The 14,751-nt window shown below is 63.9% G+C and carries 15 protein-coding genes; 5 read left to right on the forward strand and 10 right to left on the reverse strand.

Going from position 1 to position 14,751, the window contains the following annotated elements:
* The first annotated feature begins 66 nt into the window (after positions 1-66).
* Positions 67-378 carry a hypothetical protein gene (locus PQQ51_RS16705; RefSeq protein WP_408497915.1) on the forward strand — a complete coding sequence of 104 codons (312 nt, stop codon included), beginning with the start codon at positions 67-69 and terminating at the stop codon, positions 376-378.
* A 45-nt stretch (positions 379-423) separates the two neighbouring features.
* Here the strand turns inward: PQQ51_RS16705 and PQQ51_RS16710 are convergent, their stop codons facing one another.
* From PQQ51_RS16710 to PQQ51_RS16740, 7 genes are all read right to left on the reverse strand, one after another.
* Positions 424-1,389, reverse strand: a complete 966-nt coding sequence (locus tag PQQ51_RS16710) for a Csu type fimbrial protein (protein WP_408497916.1) — start codon at positions 1,387-1,389, stop codon at positions 424-426.
* Complete coding sequence (locus PQQ51_RS16715; protein ID WP_408497917.1) at positions 1,386-3,755, reverse strand: fimbria/pilus outer membrane usher protein; 2,370 nt, start codon at positions 3,753-3,755, stop codon at positions 1,386-1,388. Before PQQ51_RS16715 ends, PQQ51_RS16710 begins: the two co-directional genes overlap by 4 nt.
* An 88-nt stretch (positions 3,756-3,843) precedes the next feature.
* Complete coding sequence (locus PQQ51_RS16720; RefSeq protein WP_408497918.1) at positions 3,844-4,533, reverse strand: fimbrial biogenesis chaperone; 690 nt, start codon at positions 4,531-4,533, stop codon at positions 3,844-3,846.
* Between the two features lie 128 nt (positions 4,534-4,661).
* Positions 4,662-5,186 carry a Csu type fimbrial protein gene (locus tag PQQ51_RS16725; RefSeq protein ID WP_459252347.1) on the reverse strand — a complete coding sequence of 175 codons (525 nt, stop codon included), beginning with the start codon at positions 5,184-5,186 and terminating at the stop codon, positions 4,662-4,664.
* A 512-nt stretch (positions 5,187-5,698) separates the two neighbouring features.
* A complete protein-coding gene (locus PQQ51_RS16730; RefSeq protein ID WP_408497919.1) occupies positions 5,699-6,172 on the reverse strand; it encodes a VOC family protein in 474 nt (157 codons plus the stop codon).
* Positions 6,173-6,222: 50 nt separating this feature from the next.
* Positions 6,223-6,696 carry a VOC family protein gene (locus tag PQQ51_RS16735; RefSeq protein ID WP_408497920.1) on the reverse strand — a complete coding sequence of 158 codons (474 nt, stop codon included), beginning with the start codon at positions 6,694-6,696 and terminating at the stop codon, positions 6,223-6,225.
* Positions 6,697-6,903: 207 nt separating this feature from the next.
* Complete coding sequence (locus PQQ51_RS16740) at positions 6,904-8,502, reverse strand: SH3 domain-containing protein (protein WP_408497921.1); 1,599 nt, start codon at positions 8,500-8,502, stop codon at positions 6,904-6,906.
* Positions 8,503-8,655: 153 nt separating this feature from the next.
* Here PQQ51_RS16740 and PQQ51_RS16745 point away from each other — a divergent pair, with 153 nt between their 5' ends.
* The 3 genes from PQQ51_RS16745 to PQQ51_RS16755 all read left to right on the forward strand — a co-directional run bounded on the left by PQQ51_RS16745 (position 8,656) and on the right by PQQ51_RS16755 (position 11,716).
* A complete protein-coding gene (locus tag PQQ51_RS16745; protein ID WP_408497922.1) occupies positions 8,656-9,078 on the forward strand; it encodes a TOBE domain-containing protein in 423 nt (140 codons plus the stop codon).
* A gap of 182 nt (positions 9,079-9,260) precedes the next feature.
* On the forward strand, positions 9,261-9,770 hold the full coding sequence (msrC, locus tag PQQ51_RS16750) for a free L-methionine (R)-S-oxide reductase MsrC (RefSeq protein ID WP_408497923.1): 510 nt from the start codon (positions 9,261-9,263) through the stop codon (positions 9,768-9,770).
* Between the two features lie 236 nt (positions 9,771-10,006).
* Positions 10,007-11,716, forward strand: a complete 1,710-nt coding sequence (locus PQQ51_RS16755; RefSeq protein ID WP_408497924.1) for a putative bifunctional diguanylate cyclase/phosphodiesterase — start codon at positions 10,007-10,009, stop codon at positions 11,714-11,716.
* A 34-nt stretch (positions 11,717-11,750) separates the two neighbouring features.
* Here the strand turns inward: PQQ51_RS16755 and PQQ51_RS16760 are convergent, their stop codons facing one another.
* Positions 11,751-11,966 (reverse strand): hypervirulence associated TUDOR domain-containing protein, encoded by a 216-nt coding sequence (locus PQQ51_RS16760; RefSeq protein ID WP_408497925.1) that lies wholly within the window; start codon positions 11,964-11,966, stop codon positions 11,751-11,753.
* Between the two features lie 197 nt (positions 11,967-12,163).
* Between PQQ51_RS16760 and PQQ51_RS16765 the strand changes: the two genes are divergently transcribed.
* Positions 12,164-12,973, forward strand: a complete 810-nt coding sequence (locus PQQ51_RS16765; protein ID WP_408497926.1) for a mechanosensitive ion channel family protein — start codon at positions 12,164-12,166, stop codon at positions 12,971-12,973.
* Between the two features lie 34 nt (positions 12,974-13,007).
* Here PQQ51_RS16765 and PQQ51_RS16770 read toward each other — a convergent pair whose 3' ends face one another.
* Positions 13,008-14,093, reverse strand: coding sequence for an extracellular catalytic domain type 1 short-chain-length polyhydroxyalkanoate depolymerase (locus PQQ51_RS16770; protein ID WP_408497927.1), 1,086 nt, complete (start codon positions 14,091-14,093; stop codon positions 13,008-13,010).
* A gap of 79 nt (positions 14,094-14,172) precedes the next feature.
* A complete protein-coding gene (locus tag PQQ51_RS16775) occupies positions 14,173-14,598 on the reverse strand; it encodes a ribbon-helix-helix domain-containing protein (RefSeq protein ID WP_408497928.1) in 426 nt (141 codons plus the stop codon).
* Positions 14,599-14,751: the final 153 nt, after the last annotated feature.

Raw genomic sequence — 14,751 nt, forward strand, 5'->3', positions numbered from 1 at the left:
GACTGCCGATGCCGAAAAAAGAGTCACCTCGCGCCGACCGCGCAAAAATCTCCAGGATCAAGTCATATGCGCTGCGTCACCTTCGCCACGGTTGTGGCTGTTTTGTTTGCGTCGTCGGGATCGCAGGCGAAGCCGACCGAGCTGGCCTCGATCTCCGTCAGCCTGACCGTGCAGGAAACCTGCATCATTCAATCCACTGAAGCCGCTATCACCGTGGCCAATCAGCCGGCCGTTTCCTGTCTGCATGGCGCACCGTTCCAGATCAGTCAGGCCGGCCTCGACCCCGTCGCGCGGGCCGACGAGACCCCCAGCGCGCCGCTGGAATTGACGTTTGTGCCCACCGGCAAGCAAACCACCGTCTGGACCGTCAACTTCTAACGCGACATTCGTCGCCACGTAATCACACCCGCCGCGATCGGAAAATCAGAAGCTGATCGTCGCGGTAATCGTGTCGATGTAGTTGCCGGGCATCGGCGTGGTCTGTGCCGGCACGCGTCCATACACGTTGATCGACGTCGCGTTGCCGGTGCCCGTGCCTGTGACCATCGTCGTGCCCGACGTGCCGTCGCCCCATGCGCTCGCGTAGCCCGAGTCCAGGTACAACTGATAGTTCACCGCGCCGCCGCCGCCCGTGCGCTGCATCTGGCGCGCCGCGACGTTGCCGCTCGTGCCGCCGTTCAGCGCGATACGGTACGCGTCGCCGTTGGTGCAGCGCGCGGTGATCGCACCGCTCGCGGTCAGTGCGGAGTTCAGCACGCCCGTTGCCGCGAACGCGATATTGGTTGCGCTGATCAGGCAGTTGTTCACCACGGTCGCGCTCGCCGTGAAGCCGAAGCTGCCGTCGCTCGTCGTCAACGCGGCGCAACCCGGCGGACCCAGCAGGTAATAACCGTAGTTGAGCGAGGTCTGGCTCAGGAGCTGCGAATACACCGTGCTCTCGTTGCCGGTGGTCGGCACGGTCGGCTGGTTGGCGGCGATCTGGCCGTAGAACGTCACTGATGCCGATGCGGTCGTTCCCAACAAAGGCTTGCTGAGTATGACCGAGATCGGCGTGCCACCGAGCGCGGTCGAACCCCACGGCACCGAATACGCGGCGTCCTGGTACAGGCCGTATTGCATCTGGTTGGTGCCGCTCGTCAGATAGCGCGGTGTCGTGCCGCCCATGTTCAGGCAGACCTGCGCGTTCGGCGCGAGCGAGATCAACGTCCACGTGCAGGAAACGGCGATCGTGCCGGTTGCTCCCACCGCGCCGAGGGCGATCGGACTGACGTTGCCGAAGTTCAGCGCAGACGGTGTCGCCGTGCAGGTCTGCGCGCTCGCGCGCTGTGGCAACGCGCCGAGCAGCACGCACAGCAGAATCAGCAACAGGAGCACGCGCGGCCGTCTCATCGCGCCGCCGTCGGGTTTGCGGCGGAGTTGCCGCAGGTCAGCGGGCCGAGCGTCGGCAAAGAGCCGTCGGCCGGGCGCTCGTAGCTGAACTCGACGCTGCAACGCTGCGCGCCGTTCTCGATCTCCAGATGGTTGTCGCGTTGCAGATTTTCGATGAAGGTCAGGCCGTCATACCCGACGATCGTGTCGCCGCCGCTCTCGACGTGGTGCACTCGCGTGCCCGGCGGCAGCAGCTTGCCGTCGGCGCTTTTCAGAATCAGCGATGCGGCGCTGTAGCGCGTCACGCGAAAGCTCGCCAGCACACCTGAATGCGACTTCGGCACCAGATCCATCGAGGTGGTCGCGATGCGCGCGTCGGCAGGCAGCCTCATGCTGTCGATCGCGACCTGGTTGTGCTGGTACGCGTTCAGATCGGGGATCAGCAGGTGGCCGTTGCGATCGGTCGTGCCGATCACGCGGTTCTCGTGCAGCACCGGCACGCCCGCGACGCCGTCGGTAGACACCAGCGCGAAGCCGTCGTCGATGCGGCGCGCCGGCAGCACGCTGCGGTCCATCAGCACGATTGAGCCGGTGACGTCGAGCGAGCCGCTCGCGCGCCGGTCGATGTCCTGCGCGACCGCCGTCACCTCGCCATATTTGCCCAGATATTGCGCCTGCGCCTGCCGGTACGGCACGGCGCCCGAACCGCCGGCCTGCACGCCCCAGCCCCAACCGCCCGCGTAATCGGGCGCGCGCTGCGCGTTGACGTTGTAGGTGGACTGGCCGTTCTGCCGGCCGACGCTCGCGCTGACCGACGTGTTGTTGCCGAGCCCGAAGCTCGCGCTCACGAACACGCCTTGCGTGTCGTGCTGCAGGAAGTCCTTGTAGCCGCTGACCGTCAGCGATGCGAGGTTGCCCAGGTTCAGCGTGTACGACAGCGAGCCGATCCGCGATGCGGGCACACTCGGGAAGCGATAACCGATATAGCTGAGCGACAACGTCTGGCGGCTGAAGAACGGGAATGCGAGCGTGACGCGATCGGTGGCGGTGGGTACGGGCGTGCCGTCGCGCGCAGCGAGGTCGCCATAGTTGCCGTACGCGCGCAGCGTTTGCGCGTCGATCGAAAAGCGCGGTTCGATCAGTTGATAACCGGCGCCGAGTTGCGTGCCGCTCAGCTTGCCGACGCTCGCCGACAGCGAGCCGTTGACCACGCCCGCCATGCCCATGCGCAGCAGCGCGCCGGCGCCTGCGTTGGCGAGGCCGGGTGTCGCTTCAGTATGGGCTTCGAGCGTCAGCGCATCGCTCACGCCACGGCGCGCGGAAGCGCTGAGCGCGGGCCGCGAATCGTAGGAAAACGAATCGATCCCGTAGGCGCGTCGCAGGAAACCGGCTTCGAACGAATAGCTCGACAGGCCGGCCGCGAGCATCCGCGTATCGACATAGAGCGGCAGCGAAGTCGAGATCGAGCGGCCGAGCGCGTCGTGCGTGATCAGCGTCGCCTGGCCCGCGCCGGTGATGCCCGGCACGTTGTTGACGATGAACGGCCCGCTTGGCACGTTGCCGCTGAATTGCCGCACGTTGTTGATGTACAGATCCACCGCCGACGGCACCACCGCCGTGCCCGACAACGCCGGCACCGGAAACGTCACGAGATCCGGACGCAGCGCGAAGTTGCTGCGCCACTGGAAGCCGCCGAGGCGGATCGAGCGGCTCCAGTCGAGCGACGACGAAATCGTGTCGCCGAACTGCGTGGTGGTGAGCGTCGCGGGATTCGACTTGCTCCACGACGTGTCGTAGCGCACGTAGCGATGCAGGTCGCGATACAGGTACGCGATGCCGGTATTGCTCAGCACGCCGTTCGGGTCGAAGTAGCGCTCTTCAGTCCACAGCGCGAGCTGCGCGTTGGTGTCGGTTTGCGCGAACGCGTCGTAGTTGATCAGAAAGCCGCGCGACGCCGCCGCGTTCGGCGTTTGCGTCAGTTCGCGCGTGTCGAACGTGTAGGGCTTGCGGATCGCGTCGGGGACTTGCAGGTCGATGCTCTGGCGCGCCGCGTCGTAGTGGTAGTGCAGGCCGGGGATGCGGTCGAGTTCGAGCAACGTGGTGCCGGTGGCGCCGAGTCTGTCGATGGCTACGCCGATCTCGCCCAGATCCTCGCCGAGTGCGCTGAGACGGCCGCCTATTTCGCGAAAGCGCACGATCAGCGACGTGCGCTGGCCGTTGAGCATCACTTCCAGATACAGGTCGCGCGCTGCGGCGGCACCGGAGGGAGCGCTTGCAGCAGCATTGGCGTCGGCGCTCGCAGCGACATTCAGAGTCAACATGGCCAGCGTGGCCGCGAGCGCGATGGCATGCGGATTCCATCCATGACGTATTCGCCGTCGTGTCATTCTCATTGATTGCGTGGCGGTGCATCGTGTCTGTTCCCGGTGACCCGCTTGCGCTCACGGTCGGTCTGGCTGCGAGCATCGTGCGGCGCTAGTCGACGCTCACCACGGCTTCGGCCGGCAGCGAATTGACCGCGGCGCGCACTTTCAGCGGACCGTTCTGGGCGGCGCTATCCGGCAGCGTGACCGGCCAGTGCCGCTCGCGGCCGGCCAGCGCGTAGCCGAGCAGTCCCTTGTTGATCAGGTAGGTGTTGCCGGCCTTGTCGACCAATTCCACCGCGGCGATCTGCGCGCGCTTCTTGCCGGTGTTGACGACCCGCAGCAGCCAGCTTTGCTCACTGCGCGACAGATGCCACGCTAGCTTCGGCTGACCGATGTCGCTAGCCGGTTCGACGAACACCGGCACCGAGTAACGCAAACGGATCGTCACGCCGCTGGTGGGGGCGGCATCCGGCTCGGGCAACTCGTCGATCAGCACGCGATAGCCCTGCTCGGCAGCGGACGGCGCGGGATTCGTGCGTACCAGCCGCACCAGTTGTTCGGCGTGTCCGGCGATCTGGATCAGCGGCGGACTCGCAACGAGGTCCTGGGTGGGCGTGAGCGTATCGTCGTCGTTGGCCTGGTCCCAGCGAAACACACGCACCTGACCGAACAGCGGCTTCTCGCCGGGGTTCTTCAGCGTGATGCCGGTGGCGTTGGCGTCGGCCTGCATGTCGACCATCACTGGCGAGATCTGCAACGTCGCCGCGTGAGCGTGCGGCGCGAGCAAAGCGCTCGCCATGCAGGCGGCAGCTAGTAACCGCCTGGCAGCGCGTGTGGCGCTCGCGTATCGCTGCGATGCAGACGCCACGCTGTCACGCAGCACGTGTGCATGCCGGGCCAAGGCACGCCCGACGTATCCCCGCCGGATCAAAAGTAGACCGTGGCGGTGATGGTGGTCTGATAGGTATCGGGTCGAGGCGTGGTTTGCGTCGGCACCTGACCGTACACGACGATCGACTGCGACGAACCGGTGCCGGTGCCGCTGACGGTATTGGTGCCCTGCGTATTGCCCCACGTAACGGTATGGCCGGCATCCTGATACAGATTGAAGCCGACGGTAGTGCTGGTATTGCCGGTGGCCGTACCGGCCATCAGACGGTTCGTCACCGTGGAGCCGCTGACCGAGCCGGCGTCGAGCCCGACGTTGTACGGCGTGGTGTTGGTGCAGGTGACGGCGACCGTGGTCTGCTGGTTGACCGCGGTGGCCAGCACGCCGTTGCTGCCGAAGTTCAGCGGGTTGGCGCTGATCGAGCAGTTGGCGGTAAGCGTGAGAGTGACGGTGAACGTGTTGGTGGCCGTCCCGTTCGAATAAACAGCGGCATGCGCGAGTTGCAAAGGCGCACCGAACATCATTGCGACAATAAGACTCGACGACAGCAGTTTTCGTTTCATCATGAAACCCTCTCAGTCCGACGGCTCGCGGATTTTCAGATTGCGCGGATTGTCGATTCGCTTTCGCCCGATGACGAAAATCCATTCGCCGGCTATTTCGCTTTGGCTATTTATGCCAATGGAATTATTCGCCGGACCGTCGCGTTTTTTGTTGAAACGAGTCTACACCAGAGTTTCTCGATCCTACAAATGGGGGCGATTGAAAAGTTGTGCAGACTGGCCGGTCAGCCGTGTCGTGACTGTGTTTGAAACGGTAATTCGTGAATTTTGTTCTGGCCGAAAGATCGGGGAAACTACCTAATTCAGGTATTTTTTCCTAATTCTGCGAATTGCTCGGATCATCACTTAAGAGTATTGAGCAATCTTATTATGCAGATTGAATTGATATTTTCAGTGCCAATTCACTTGAGCGAGTCAAATTCGAATCCGCCTGCGTAAAGCGACGGTTTAAGGCGATGAAAGGTCCCGACGCATCGAACGCAATGCGTCGGCCTTTGTATTAGCCGCCCGGTTTATTCACCCCGATAAGCCTGCTCGAGTTGCGCGACATCGAGCTTGACCATCTTCATCATTGCTCGCATCACGCGGCTGGCTTTCGCATCGTCGGGGTCGCGCAGCATGTCGCCCAGCGTATCGGGCACGATCTGCCAGCACACGCCGAACCGGTCCTTGATCCAGCCGCATTGCCACGGTGTGCCGCCGTCGGAAAACTTCGCCCAGTAGTCGTCGATCTCGCGTTGCGAGCTGCAATGCACGAACAGCGAAATAGCCGGCGTAAACGGGAAATCCGGGCCGCCGTTCAACGCCATGAATTCCTGGCCCTCGAGCTCGAACGTGATGGCCAGCACGTTGCCTTTCGGTCCCGGTCCGGCGTCGGAGTAGTGCATCGTCGTGGCGATGCGCGAGCCGCTGAAAACGCCCGTATAGAAGCGGGCGGCTTCTTCCGCGTTACCGTCGAACCACAGGCATGGCGCAATCCTTTGCATAGAGCCTCCTTGTTTCTGACCGATCGAAGCGGTGTGTCAGCGGTCCGTCATTAGCCGCCGCACTCCATGTCACGCATGTTTTGCTGGATCTCTTCGACGCTCAAGTCGCGCTTGTGCGTGGCCAGCGACCAGCTATGGCCGAACGGGTCCTTCAACTGGCCGTAGCGGTCGCCCCAGAACATGTCGGTGACGGGCATCGCGACGGTGGCGCCCGCGTCGACGGCCTGCTTGAAACTGGCGTCGACATCTTCGACGTAGTGATGGATCGTGACCGGCGTGCCCTTCAGCGAATTGGGGCTGAGCGCCTGATGCTCGGGCCACTCGTCGGTCAGCATCAGCATCGAGTCGCCGATCTTCAGGCACGCGTGCATCACCTTGCCGCCGGGGCCGGGCAGGCGGAACTGTTCGACGGCGTTGAAGGCTTTGGCGTAGAACGCGATCGCTTCGGCGGCGTTGGCGCAGATCAGATACGGCGTCAGCGAATGCATCCCGTCCGGGATCGGTTTGACAGCGGGGCTGGACATGACGGCGACTCCTTGAAGTAACAGGTTCGTGAGTTGGAAGACCGGCTGCATGACGCGCTGCACCCTGTGCCGCTGAGTGGTTTCATCAGCCAGGCCTTCAACGTTACGACGACCGGGTCGGCGTGATATCGACACTCCGTAAAAAATATTTTTCCGCACAGACGTGCGGCTTCGGGTTCCTGCACGCAGAGCGTGGTGAGCCGCGCTTCAGCCGGCCGGGCTGTCGTCGTCCGTCGGCGTTGCGGTGTCCGCGGCCGTTCCCCCGAGGATGCTGATCTGGAACGTCGGCGTGCCCGCGAGCGATTGCAGCGCGGCATCTTCAGGAATGTGTTCGAAAAGCGGCAGGATCACCGAGCCGCCGATCACCGCGCGACGGCTGTTGTCGGCGGGCCGCAAGCCCCACACGTCCTGATAGACGACGGGCACCGCGACGCCGTTGCGGGTCGTGTTGCCGATATACAGCATCACGTGGCCGCCGATATAGATCAGCGTGCGGAACGCTTCGCCGTGCTGCGCGAGATAGTCGAGCCGCTGCGCCGGCGTGGACGCGGACAGATCGACCGTGCGCCCGGCGCTCATCTGCGTCGACGAATGGCGCGGCAGCCACACGCCGAAGGTCGCGAAGATGCTCTGCAATTCCGACGAACAGTCGTTGTAGAAGCCGCTATTGCCCCAGCCGTACGGCCGGCCGATCAGCGTCTTCAGCAGCATCGCCAGATGGCGCGGGGTGGCCGCGAGCGGCATCGGCGCGATTTGCGCGTCGTCGAGTCGGGCGGTGCGGATGAGCGCCTGGCCGTCGATATCGCGAGCGGGGATCAGCAGTTCACGGAGCGCGGAATCGGCGTGCGCCTCGCTGGCGGCGGCAGGAACCGTCGCAGGCCCGGAAGGCGTTCCACCAACCAGCGGCAGCAACGTGCCGGCCGGCGCCTCGAAGCGGAACACGCCGCGGCTGTCGCGTACCGGCGCCGACGCCACCGTCACCGCGCCGAGCGACTTCGCGGCCGCGGCGCGCCAGTTGTCGATAAAGCGCTCATCGGTCGTGCCGACGCCTTCGCTGCGCACCCAGCCTTGCACGTCGGGCGTCTGCACATAACGCCACGCGCCGTCGACGCTCGTGCCCAGCACATACAGCGGCGTGCCCGGCCGTACAGCCGAGATCTGCAGGTTGTCGAACGGATAGCCTTCGCCAGCCAGACGATGATCGAAGTACGACGGATCCATGGTCGGCAGCTCGCGCACCAGCAGATTGCCGGTGGCGATCGCGCGACGCTCGGGCCGGTAGGCGCTCGTCTGCTGGAACTGACCGGCGTTCATGTTTTGCGCGATCGTGTCGATCCACGTCTTGTCGTGCGGCCGGAAGTTCTCGCCGTAGCCGATCGCGCTGCCGCTCTTGCCGGTGTTGTCGAACCGCGCGATGCGGCGCTGCTGCAACGCGGCAATATCCGCGCCTTGCTGCCGATAGACGCGCATCGTCACATACGCCGGATTCCATGGCGAAGGCGCGTTCGTGCCGGTGCCGAAGTAGCGCGCATACAAGGCCCGGAAGTGTGCCTGCTGGTCGGCGGGGCTCAGGAACGGCTGGTCGTAGCCGCGACTGTCCGGTTCGAGCCAGTGGTCGACATTCTGGTCGTAATTGGCGATCGGGAACAGCGAGACCGTGTCGACGTTCGGACGATTGTCGCGCGGCGGCGTCGGATTGCCGCAGGCCGCGAGCGTGGCGACAGCCGACACGGCGATGCACAGCGCGGCGGCGCGACGGGCGGTGGACGATGCGATTGCGAAGCGTGACAGGACGGCGACAGGCATGGAGTTCGACGGTGAAAGTGCCAAGGGCACGATGATACGTGGTCGTGCAACCGGGAGGGCGGTGGTGTGACTGCAACGTTATGCATGCATATACACAGCGCTTTTATGTTTTGATGGCGGTTCGAATCCTCAATCGTTGCAAAAGGAGAACCCATGAAAACCAGCGCACGCAATCATTTTTCCGGCGAAGTGACCGAAGTCAAACACGGCGCCGTCAACGACGAAGTCACGCTGCGCACCCAGAACGGCCTCGAGATCGTCGCGGTCATCACACACGGCAGCGCGACCTCGCTCGGTCTCGCTGCGGGCAAGAAGGCCTTCGCGCTGGTCAAGGCTTCGTCGGTGATCGTGATGGTCGACGTGGCGAAGAGCCAGGTGTCGGCGCGCAATTGCATCGCGGGCAGCGTGTCGGCGGTGACGAAGGGCGCAGTGAATTCGGAAGTCACCATCGACGCGGGCGGCGCGCAGATCGCCGCGATCATCACCAACGAAAGCGTCGATCGACTGGGCCTCGCGAGCGGCAAAGCGGCGACGGCGATCTTCAAGGCATCGAGCGTGATCATCGGCGTGGACTGATCGATGCGCGGCGTTCGCCGCTGGCTCGGCCACGGCATCGGGTCGGGCGGCGAAATCAGGGAAAGCAAGGAAAGCGTGGAAAGCAGACAGCATGTACGGCACCGGCCGGTGCGCTGAGCGAATCGGCCGCTTGCTTTAAACTGCTCGCCTCGTTGCTCTCTTTTTCATCCACGGACGCCGTCATGTTCGAAGTTTCCTCCGCCTCGCATCTCCCCAAGGCCGCGCACTACGAAGAACTGGTCGCCCAGGCGCGTTCGCTGCTCGCCGGCGAAACCGACTGGATCGCCAACGCCGCGAATTTTTCCTCGTTCGTCTTTCATTCGCTGAGCGATCTGAACTGGGCCGGCTTCTACTTTCACGACGGCCAGGAACTGGTGGTCGGACCGTTCCAGGGCAAACCCGCGTGCGTGCGCATTCCGCTCGGCAAGGGTGTCTGCGGGACGGCCGCGCAAACCCGGCAAACGCAAGTGGTGCACGACGTGCACGAATTCCCCGGCCATATCGCCTGCGACTCGGCCTCGCAATCGGAAATCGTTGTGCCGCTCGTCGCGCCCGACGGCACGCTGATCGGCGTGTGGGATGTCGACAGCCCGGTCGTCGCGCGTTTCGACGCGGAAGACGCGAAGGGCATGGAAGCGCTGTGCGCGGTGTTCATCGAGGCGGCGTTGCCGCGCGCGGCGTCCGCGTCCTGAGCACGCTTTAGCGCTGCAATAAGCGCTACTCAACCATCGTCAATAAGGATTTCCCCAGCGCGTCGTCGCGACGATTTGGCGCGCGCGGGAAAGCCGCTATCATACGGACGGTCGCTCCAAACATCGGACGAACCTGTCGGCTTGGGGTTTGGGTCGTTCGCGTCAGGAACACAATAAAACGCCCACCGCCACCCACCACCGCTCACCTCGACATCCAGCAAAAAAAGGCCGGCGCGATGCACGATTTCTCCTACGCCGACGCGCAAGTCCCGGACGCCGCACTGGCCGCGGCGCCGTACGGCATGTTCATCTGCAACGCGGACGGCAAGTTCGACGTCGTCAACGTCACGTTCGAGAAACTGACCGGCTTCACCGCTGACGAACTGGTCGGCCAGCGCAGCTTCGAATCGCTGATCGATCCGGCTGAACTGGCCAAGCGTCGCGGCGACTTGCCGGTGCTGGCCGAGGTCACGTCGCGTTACGAAGGCGAATGGACGTATGTGAGGCGCAACAACACGCCGATTCGCATCTTGTTCGCGTTGGCTCCGCTCGCGCCCGAGTCGTTGCAAACCGGCAGCGCGAAGGCCGACAGCCCGCGCTATGTCGGCATCGTGATCGACATGACGCGCTATGCGCAATCCGAGGCCCGTCTCTGGTACGTGTCGCATCACGACGGCATCACGCGTCTGCCTAATCAGACACTCTTCACCGAACGACTCGAACTGACGATCGCGCGCTGCCAGCGCAGCGGCACAGGTTTTACCGTGCTGATCGCCGAGCTCGATCACTTGCGCAAATTGCGCGATGCGCTCGGTCTGCACGCGGCCGAACTGGTTCTGCAGATCGTCGGCGAACGGCTGCGCGGCCTGTTTCCCAACGACGGTACGATCGCGTCGATCGGCGGCACACAGTTCGCGCTGCTGATCAACGAAAGCGGGGCGGCCGCCGACGCGTTCGCGGCCGAAGCGCTGGCTCGCATCGCCGAATCGATCGACCTTGCGGGCACTGCGCTGACCATCACGGCGAGTATCGGCATCGTCACGTATCCGGCGGACGGCGCCGACGCGCCGACGTTGATGCGCCGTGCGGGCGTGGCGTTGTCGGCGGCGTCGGCAGTGAGCGGCAACGCGGTGCGGCGCTTTTCCACCGCGCTCGAAGGGCAGGCCGCGCGGCGCTTCGAACTCGAGACGATGCTGCGCGAAGCGCTCGAACGCCAGCAGTTGCATCTCGTGTATCAACCGCAGGTGACGCTCGCCAATGGACGCATCGCGCAGGTGGAGACGCTGCTGCGCTGGAATCATCCGCAGCGCGGGCTGATCAGTCCGGTGGAGTTCGTGCCGGTCGCGGAGGAAGCGGGTCTGATCGAACAGATCGGCGAGTGGGTGATTCGTACCGCGTGTCGCGACGCCGGCAAGCTGCTGCGGCTTACCGGCAACTTGCCGCGCGTGGCGGTAAACGTATCGCCGCAGCAGTTCCAGCGGCACAACCTGTTCGACACGATACGCAGCGCGCTTGAAGACGCCGCGCTCGACCCTTCTTACCTCGAAGTCGAAATCACCGAAGGTGTGCTGCTCGGCGACACGGAACAGGCATTGCAAACGCTGCACGCGTTGCGTGATCTCGGCGTGGAAGTCGCGGTAGACGACTTCGGCACCGGCTATTCGAGCCTCGCTTATCTCACGCGTTTTCCGTTGAATCGCCTGAAAATCGATCGCTCGTTTGTGATGCGTATGAGCACCGATCCGCAATGCGCGGCGCTCGTCGGCGCGATCATCGCGATGGCCCATGCGTTGAAGTTGCGCGTGACCGCCGAAGGCGTGGAAACGGCCGAACAGGCCGCACAACTGGAAGCGCTCGGCTGCGACGAAGCACAGGGATTCTGGTTCTCGCGGCCGGTTACCGCGGCGGCGTTGCGAAATCTGCTGAAGCCTTTGGGCGCTGGTTGACGCGTGTGCTAACGCGTGTTCTAACAAGCGCGCTTCAATCCTTCAACACATGCAGCGCGTCGCCGCGATGAACCGCGTGCTTGCCGCTTTTCTCGCTTGCCACTTCGTAGTGCGGTTCCGATTTCGATGCATCGACCGTTCTACCGTCCACCGTCGTATTCGTAGAAATGACACGCACCACCTTGCCATGCGTGAGTCCTTGCGGCGTGTTCCAACTGACGCGATCGCCGGTTTTGAATGACGTGCTCATACGCGTGGCTCCGATTTCGACACGCGCCTGAAACGGCGCGCCCAGTGTTTGCTGGCGGCACTCTGCGCGATTGCATCGAGCCGTGATCTGAAGGAGCAGCAAGCGGCGTGCCTTCCTCCCATCGACGCAAAAGGCGGGAACGTATCCTGCTTTATCGCATCGACAGAACATGAACCGCAACGGAACGGATACGAACGATGAACGATCTGCTTGCCCGTCTACTGCATTTCCAGCCGTCGCTGCTCGTCACGCTGACGCACGACGTCCTTCATATCGTGCTGGCCGTCCTGATTCTCATGGCTGGCTGGTGGTTGTCGAACCGGGTGGGTGCGCTGTTCGCGAGAGGGCTCGCGCGCACGCACGCGGACCCCACGCTCGCACCGATGCTCGCCGCGATGGGCACGTGGGCCGTGCGCGTGTTGGTCTTCGTCGCGGCTTTGAGCGAAGTCGGCATTGCGACCGCGAGCGTGCTCGCGGTGCTCGGCGCGGCGGGCCTTGCCATTGGCCTCGCGCTGCAAGGCACGCTGCAGAATATCGCCGCCGGCATGATGCTCTTGATGCTGCGGCCGTTTCGCGTCGGCGACGTGATCGAGGGCAGCGGCGCGGCCGCGGGCATCGTGCGCGAAGTGGGACTGTTCACCACACGCATCGAACGTGGCGACGGCAACGCGGTGTTCGTGCCGAATAGCCAGATCTGGAGCAATCCGGTCATCAACTACAGCAGCGGCGGCACGCAGCGTATCGAGGTCGAAGTGGGACTCGCGCAGCGCAAGGATGTGGATGCGGCGATCGGCGAACTGAAGAAAGTGGTCGCCGACGAACCGCGCGTGCTGAGCGGCACGACGCTCGCGCCGGTGATCACCGTGGCGGACTATCCGGAGCACGGCGGCGCGACGCTGCGTATCGCCGCGTGGGTGCGCTCGCCGGACGCGGCGCTCGCAAGCGACGACCTGCACGACCACGCGCAATCCGCGCTCGAACAGGCAGGCTGCCCGGTCGCCGCGTAGTTTGGCGGGCGTGTGGCTGACGCGTGATCGTCGCTCAGGCCGCGTGCGGCATCGGATGGGCGAGAAAGAAGCGCAACATTTCGGCGCTTGCGTCGGGCCCCGCTGGGTCGGTGTACGAACCGCGCTGATTGCCACCGGCCCACGCGTGGCCCGCACCGTGGATCGACCAGGATTCGGCTTCGGCGCCATTCGGAGCTCGCAGTCGCTGTACGGTGCTGTTGCGCTGGCTGCTTGCGGCGTTTGCCGTGCGTGCCGTCGTCGCGTCGACTTCGAAGCCTTGCAGTAACGCGGCTGCATTCGACGGATGCACGGTTTTGTCCGCATCGCCCTGAAACACGATCAGCGGTCTCTGCGTTGCAACGTTTGACCGGTTGCGCTGCCCCTTGCCGCCCTTCATCGCGGCGAGCGCCGAAGGCAGATCTTTCGCGCTGCCGTACGCAAGTCCCGAGTGCACACCCGCTGCTGCGTACAGATCAGGCGAAGTCTTGAGCATGATGTCCGCCATCGCGCCGCCTGCCGAAAGACCCGCCACATAAACCCGCGCCGGATCGATGCAATAGCGCGCCATCACGTCGCGCGTGATACCCGCGATCAACGACGGCTCGCCGTGGTCGCGTTGCTGATCGGCCGGATTGAACCAGTTCCAGCATGTCGAATGATTGGCCGTCTGCGACTGATTCGGATACACGACGATGAAGCCGTGCCGCTCGGCCATTTCATTCATGCGTGTACCGGCGGCGAAATCGTCGGCGTTTTGCGTGCAACCGTGCAGCATCACGATCAGCGGCACGGGTTTGTTCTGGTAGACGGCCGGCACGTAGAGCTTGTACTGGCGTTGACCTGCGCTATTGCTGAAGCTGTGCGTGCTGAAGGTGCCGGGCGAGTCGGCGTCGACGGTGTGCGGGGTGGATGCGGCGCCGTGGGTTCGGACGTTGTCCCATGCTTGTACCCAGTCGAGCGCACTGTGCGGCGATGCGGGCGGCGTCTGCGTGTTGGCCGCTTTTGCCATGCCGCCGGCGAGTGCGCGTTGCACTGCTTCTGTCGCTTCCTTCGGCCCCTTGGTTTGCAGGAGTTCGAAAGCGTCTTTCATGGACTTCAGGAAGTCTTCGTTCATCTTCATGATCGTAGTCGGTTGCGTTGACATGCGTTAGCTGTGATTGACCCGGGCGACAAGTCGCTGGGCCATCACGCGGAAGTGTCTAGCTGATGCGGCCGGCGAGCGCCGCCTTGACCTGCGGCGACGCGTGAAACGCGCCCAGCACCACCACCGATGCGATCGTGGCCGCCGCGAGTTCCGGCGGCACATCGGCGGCGATGCTGGCGAGGCCGAGCACGTGAATGTCGAGCTGCTCGTTGGCGGCTTGCGCCGCTTCGAGATCGCGTCGCGAGAAGTGCTGCAGGCCGAGCACCATCGCGCGGCGCGTTACCGTTTCCGTGACGATCTGTGCATGCGTCGCGAGCTGGTTGCGGATCGCGGTGCGGATCAGGTCGGTGCGGTTCGAGTAAAAGCCTTCTTCGACGAGTAAATCGATCTGGCCGAGGTCGACCGGACCCAGATTGATGGTGATTTTTTCGGTTTCGCCGCCTTTGGGGCGCGAGGTGTCGATCAGGTTGAGTTTGGGCATTTCGCTGTTTTACCTTCCGGAGGACATCCGTTAGCCATCCAAATAACATCCAATGGGATGGTTATACGCTTTCGGATGGGGAAGGGTCAACGAGGAAATTGAGGGCGGAATGACGGCGCGACGGCTAAGACTTTGACGGACGTCGCGTAGCTA

It is taken from the genome of Paraburkholderia xenovorans (assembly GCF_046030735.1).
GTDB classification, from domain to species: Bacteria; Pseudomonadota; Gammaproteobacteria; order Burkholderiales; family Burkholderiaceae; genus Paraburkholderia; species Paraburkholderia xenovorans_A.

Coding starts and splice junctions, on each gene's coding strand:
- PQQ51_RS16715 (WP_408497917.1), bottom strand. CDS start 3,755: ATGACACGACGGCGAATACGTCATGGATGGAATCCGCATGCCATCGCG.
- PQQ51_RS16760 (WP_408497925.1), bottom strand. CDS start 11,966: ATGAGCACGTCATTCAAAACCGGCGATCGCGTCAGTTGGAACACGCCG.
- PQQ51_RS16720 (WP_408497918.1), bottom strand. CDS start 4,533: ATGGCGAGCGCTTTGCTCGCGCCGCACGCTCACGCGGCGACGTTGCAG.
- PQQ51_RS16725 (WP_459252347.1), bottom strand. CDS start 5,186: ATGAAACGAAAACTGCTGTCGTCGAGTCTTATTGTCGCAATGATGTTC.
- PQQ51_RS16705 (WP_408497915.1), top strand. CDS start 67: ATGCGCTGCGTCACCTTCGCCACGGTTGTGGCTGTTTTGTTTGCGTCG.
- PQQ51_RS16765 (WP_408497926.1), top strand. CDS start 12,164: ATGAACGATCTGCTTGCCCGTCTACTGCATTTCCAGCCGTCGCTGCTC.
- PQQ51_RS16770 (WP_408497927.1), bottom strand. CDS start 14,093: ATGAAGATGAACGAAGACTTCCTGAAGTCCATGAAAGACGCTTTCGAA.
- PQQ51_RS16740 (WP_408497921.1), bottom strand. CDS start 8,502: ATGCCTGTCGCCGTCCTGTCACGCTTCGCAATCGCATCGTCCACCGCC.
- PQQ51_RS16775 (WP_408497928.1), bottom strand. CDS start 14,598: ATGCCCAAACTCAACCTGATCGACACCTCGCGCCCCAAAGGCGGCGAA.
- PQQ51_RS16735 (WP_408497920.1), bottom strand. CDS start 6,696: ATGTCCAGCCCCGCTGTCAAACCGATCCCGGACGGGATGCATTCGCTG.
- PQQ51_RS16710 (WP_408497916.1), bottom strand. CDS start 1,389: ATGAGACGGCCGCGCGTGCTCCTGTTGCTGATTCTGCTGTGCGTGCTG.
- PQQ51_RS16745 (WP_408497922.1), top strand. CDS start 8,656: ATGAAAACCAGCGCACGCAATCATTTTTCCGGCGAAGTGACCGAAGTC.
- PQQ51_RS16755 (WP_408497924.1), top strand. CDS start 10,007: ATGCACGATTTCTCCTACGCCGACGCGCAAGTCCCGGACGCCGCACTG.
- PQQ51_RS16730 (WP_408497919.1), bottom strand. CDS start 6,172: ATGCAAAGGATTGCGCCATGCCTGTGGTTCGACGGTAACGCGGAAGAA.
- msrC (WP_408497923.1), top strand. CDS start 9,261: ATGTTCGAAGTTTCCTCCGCCTCGCATCTCCCCAAGGCCGCGCACTAC.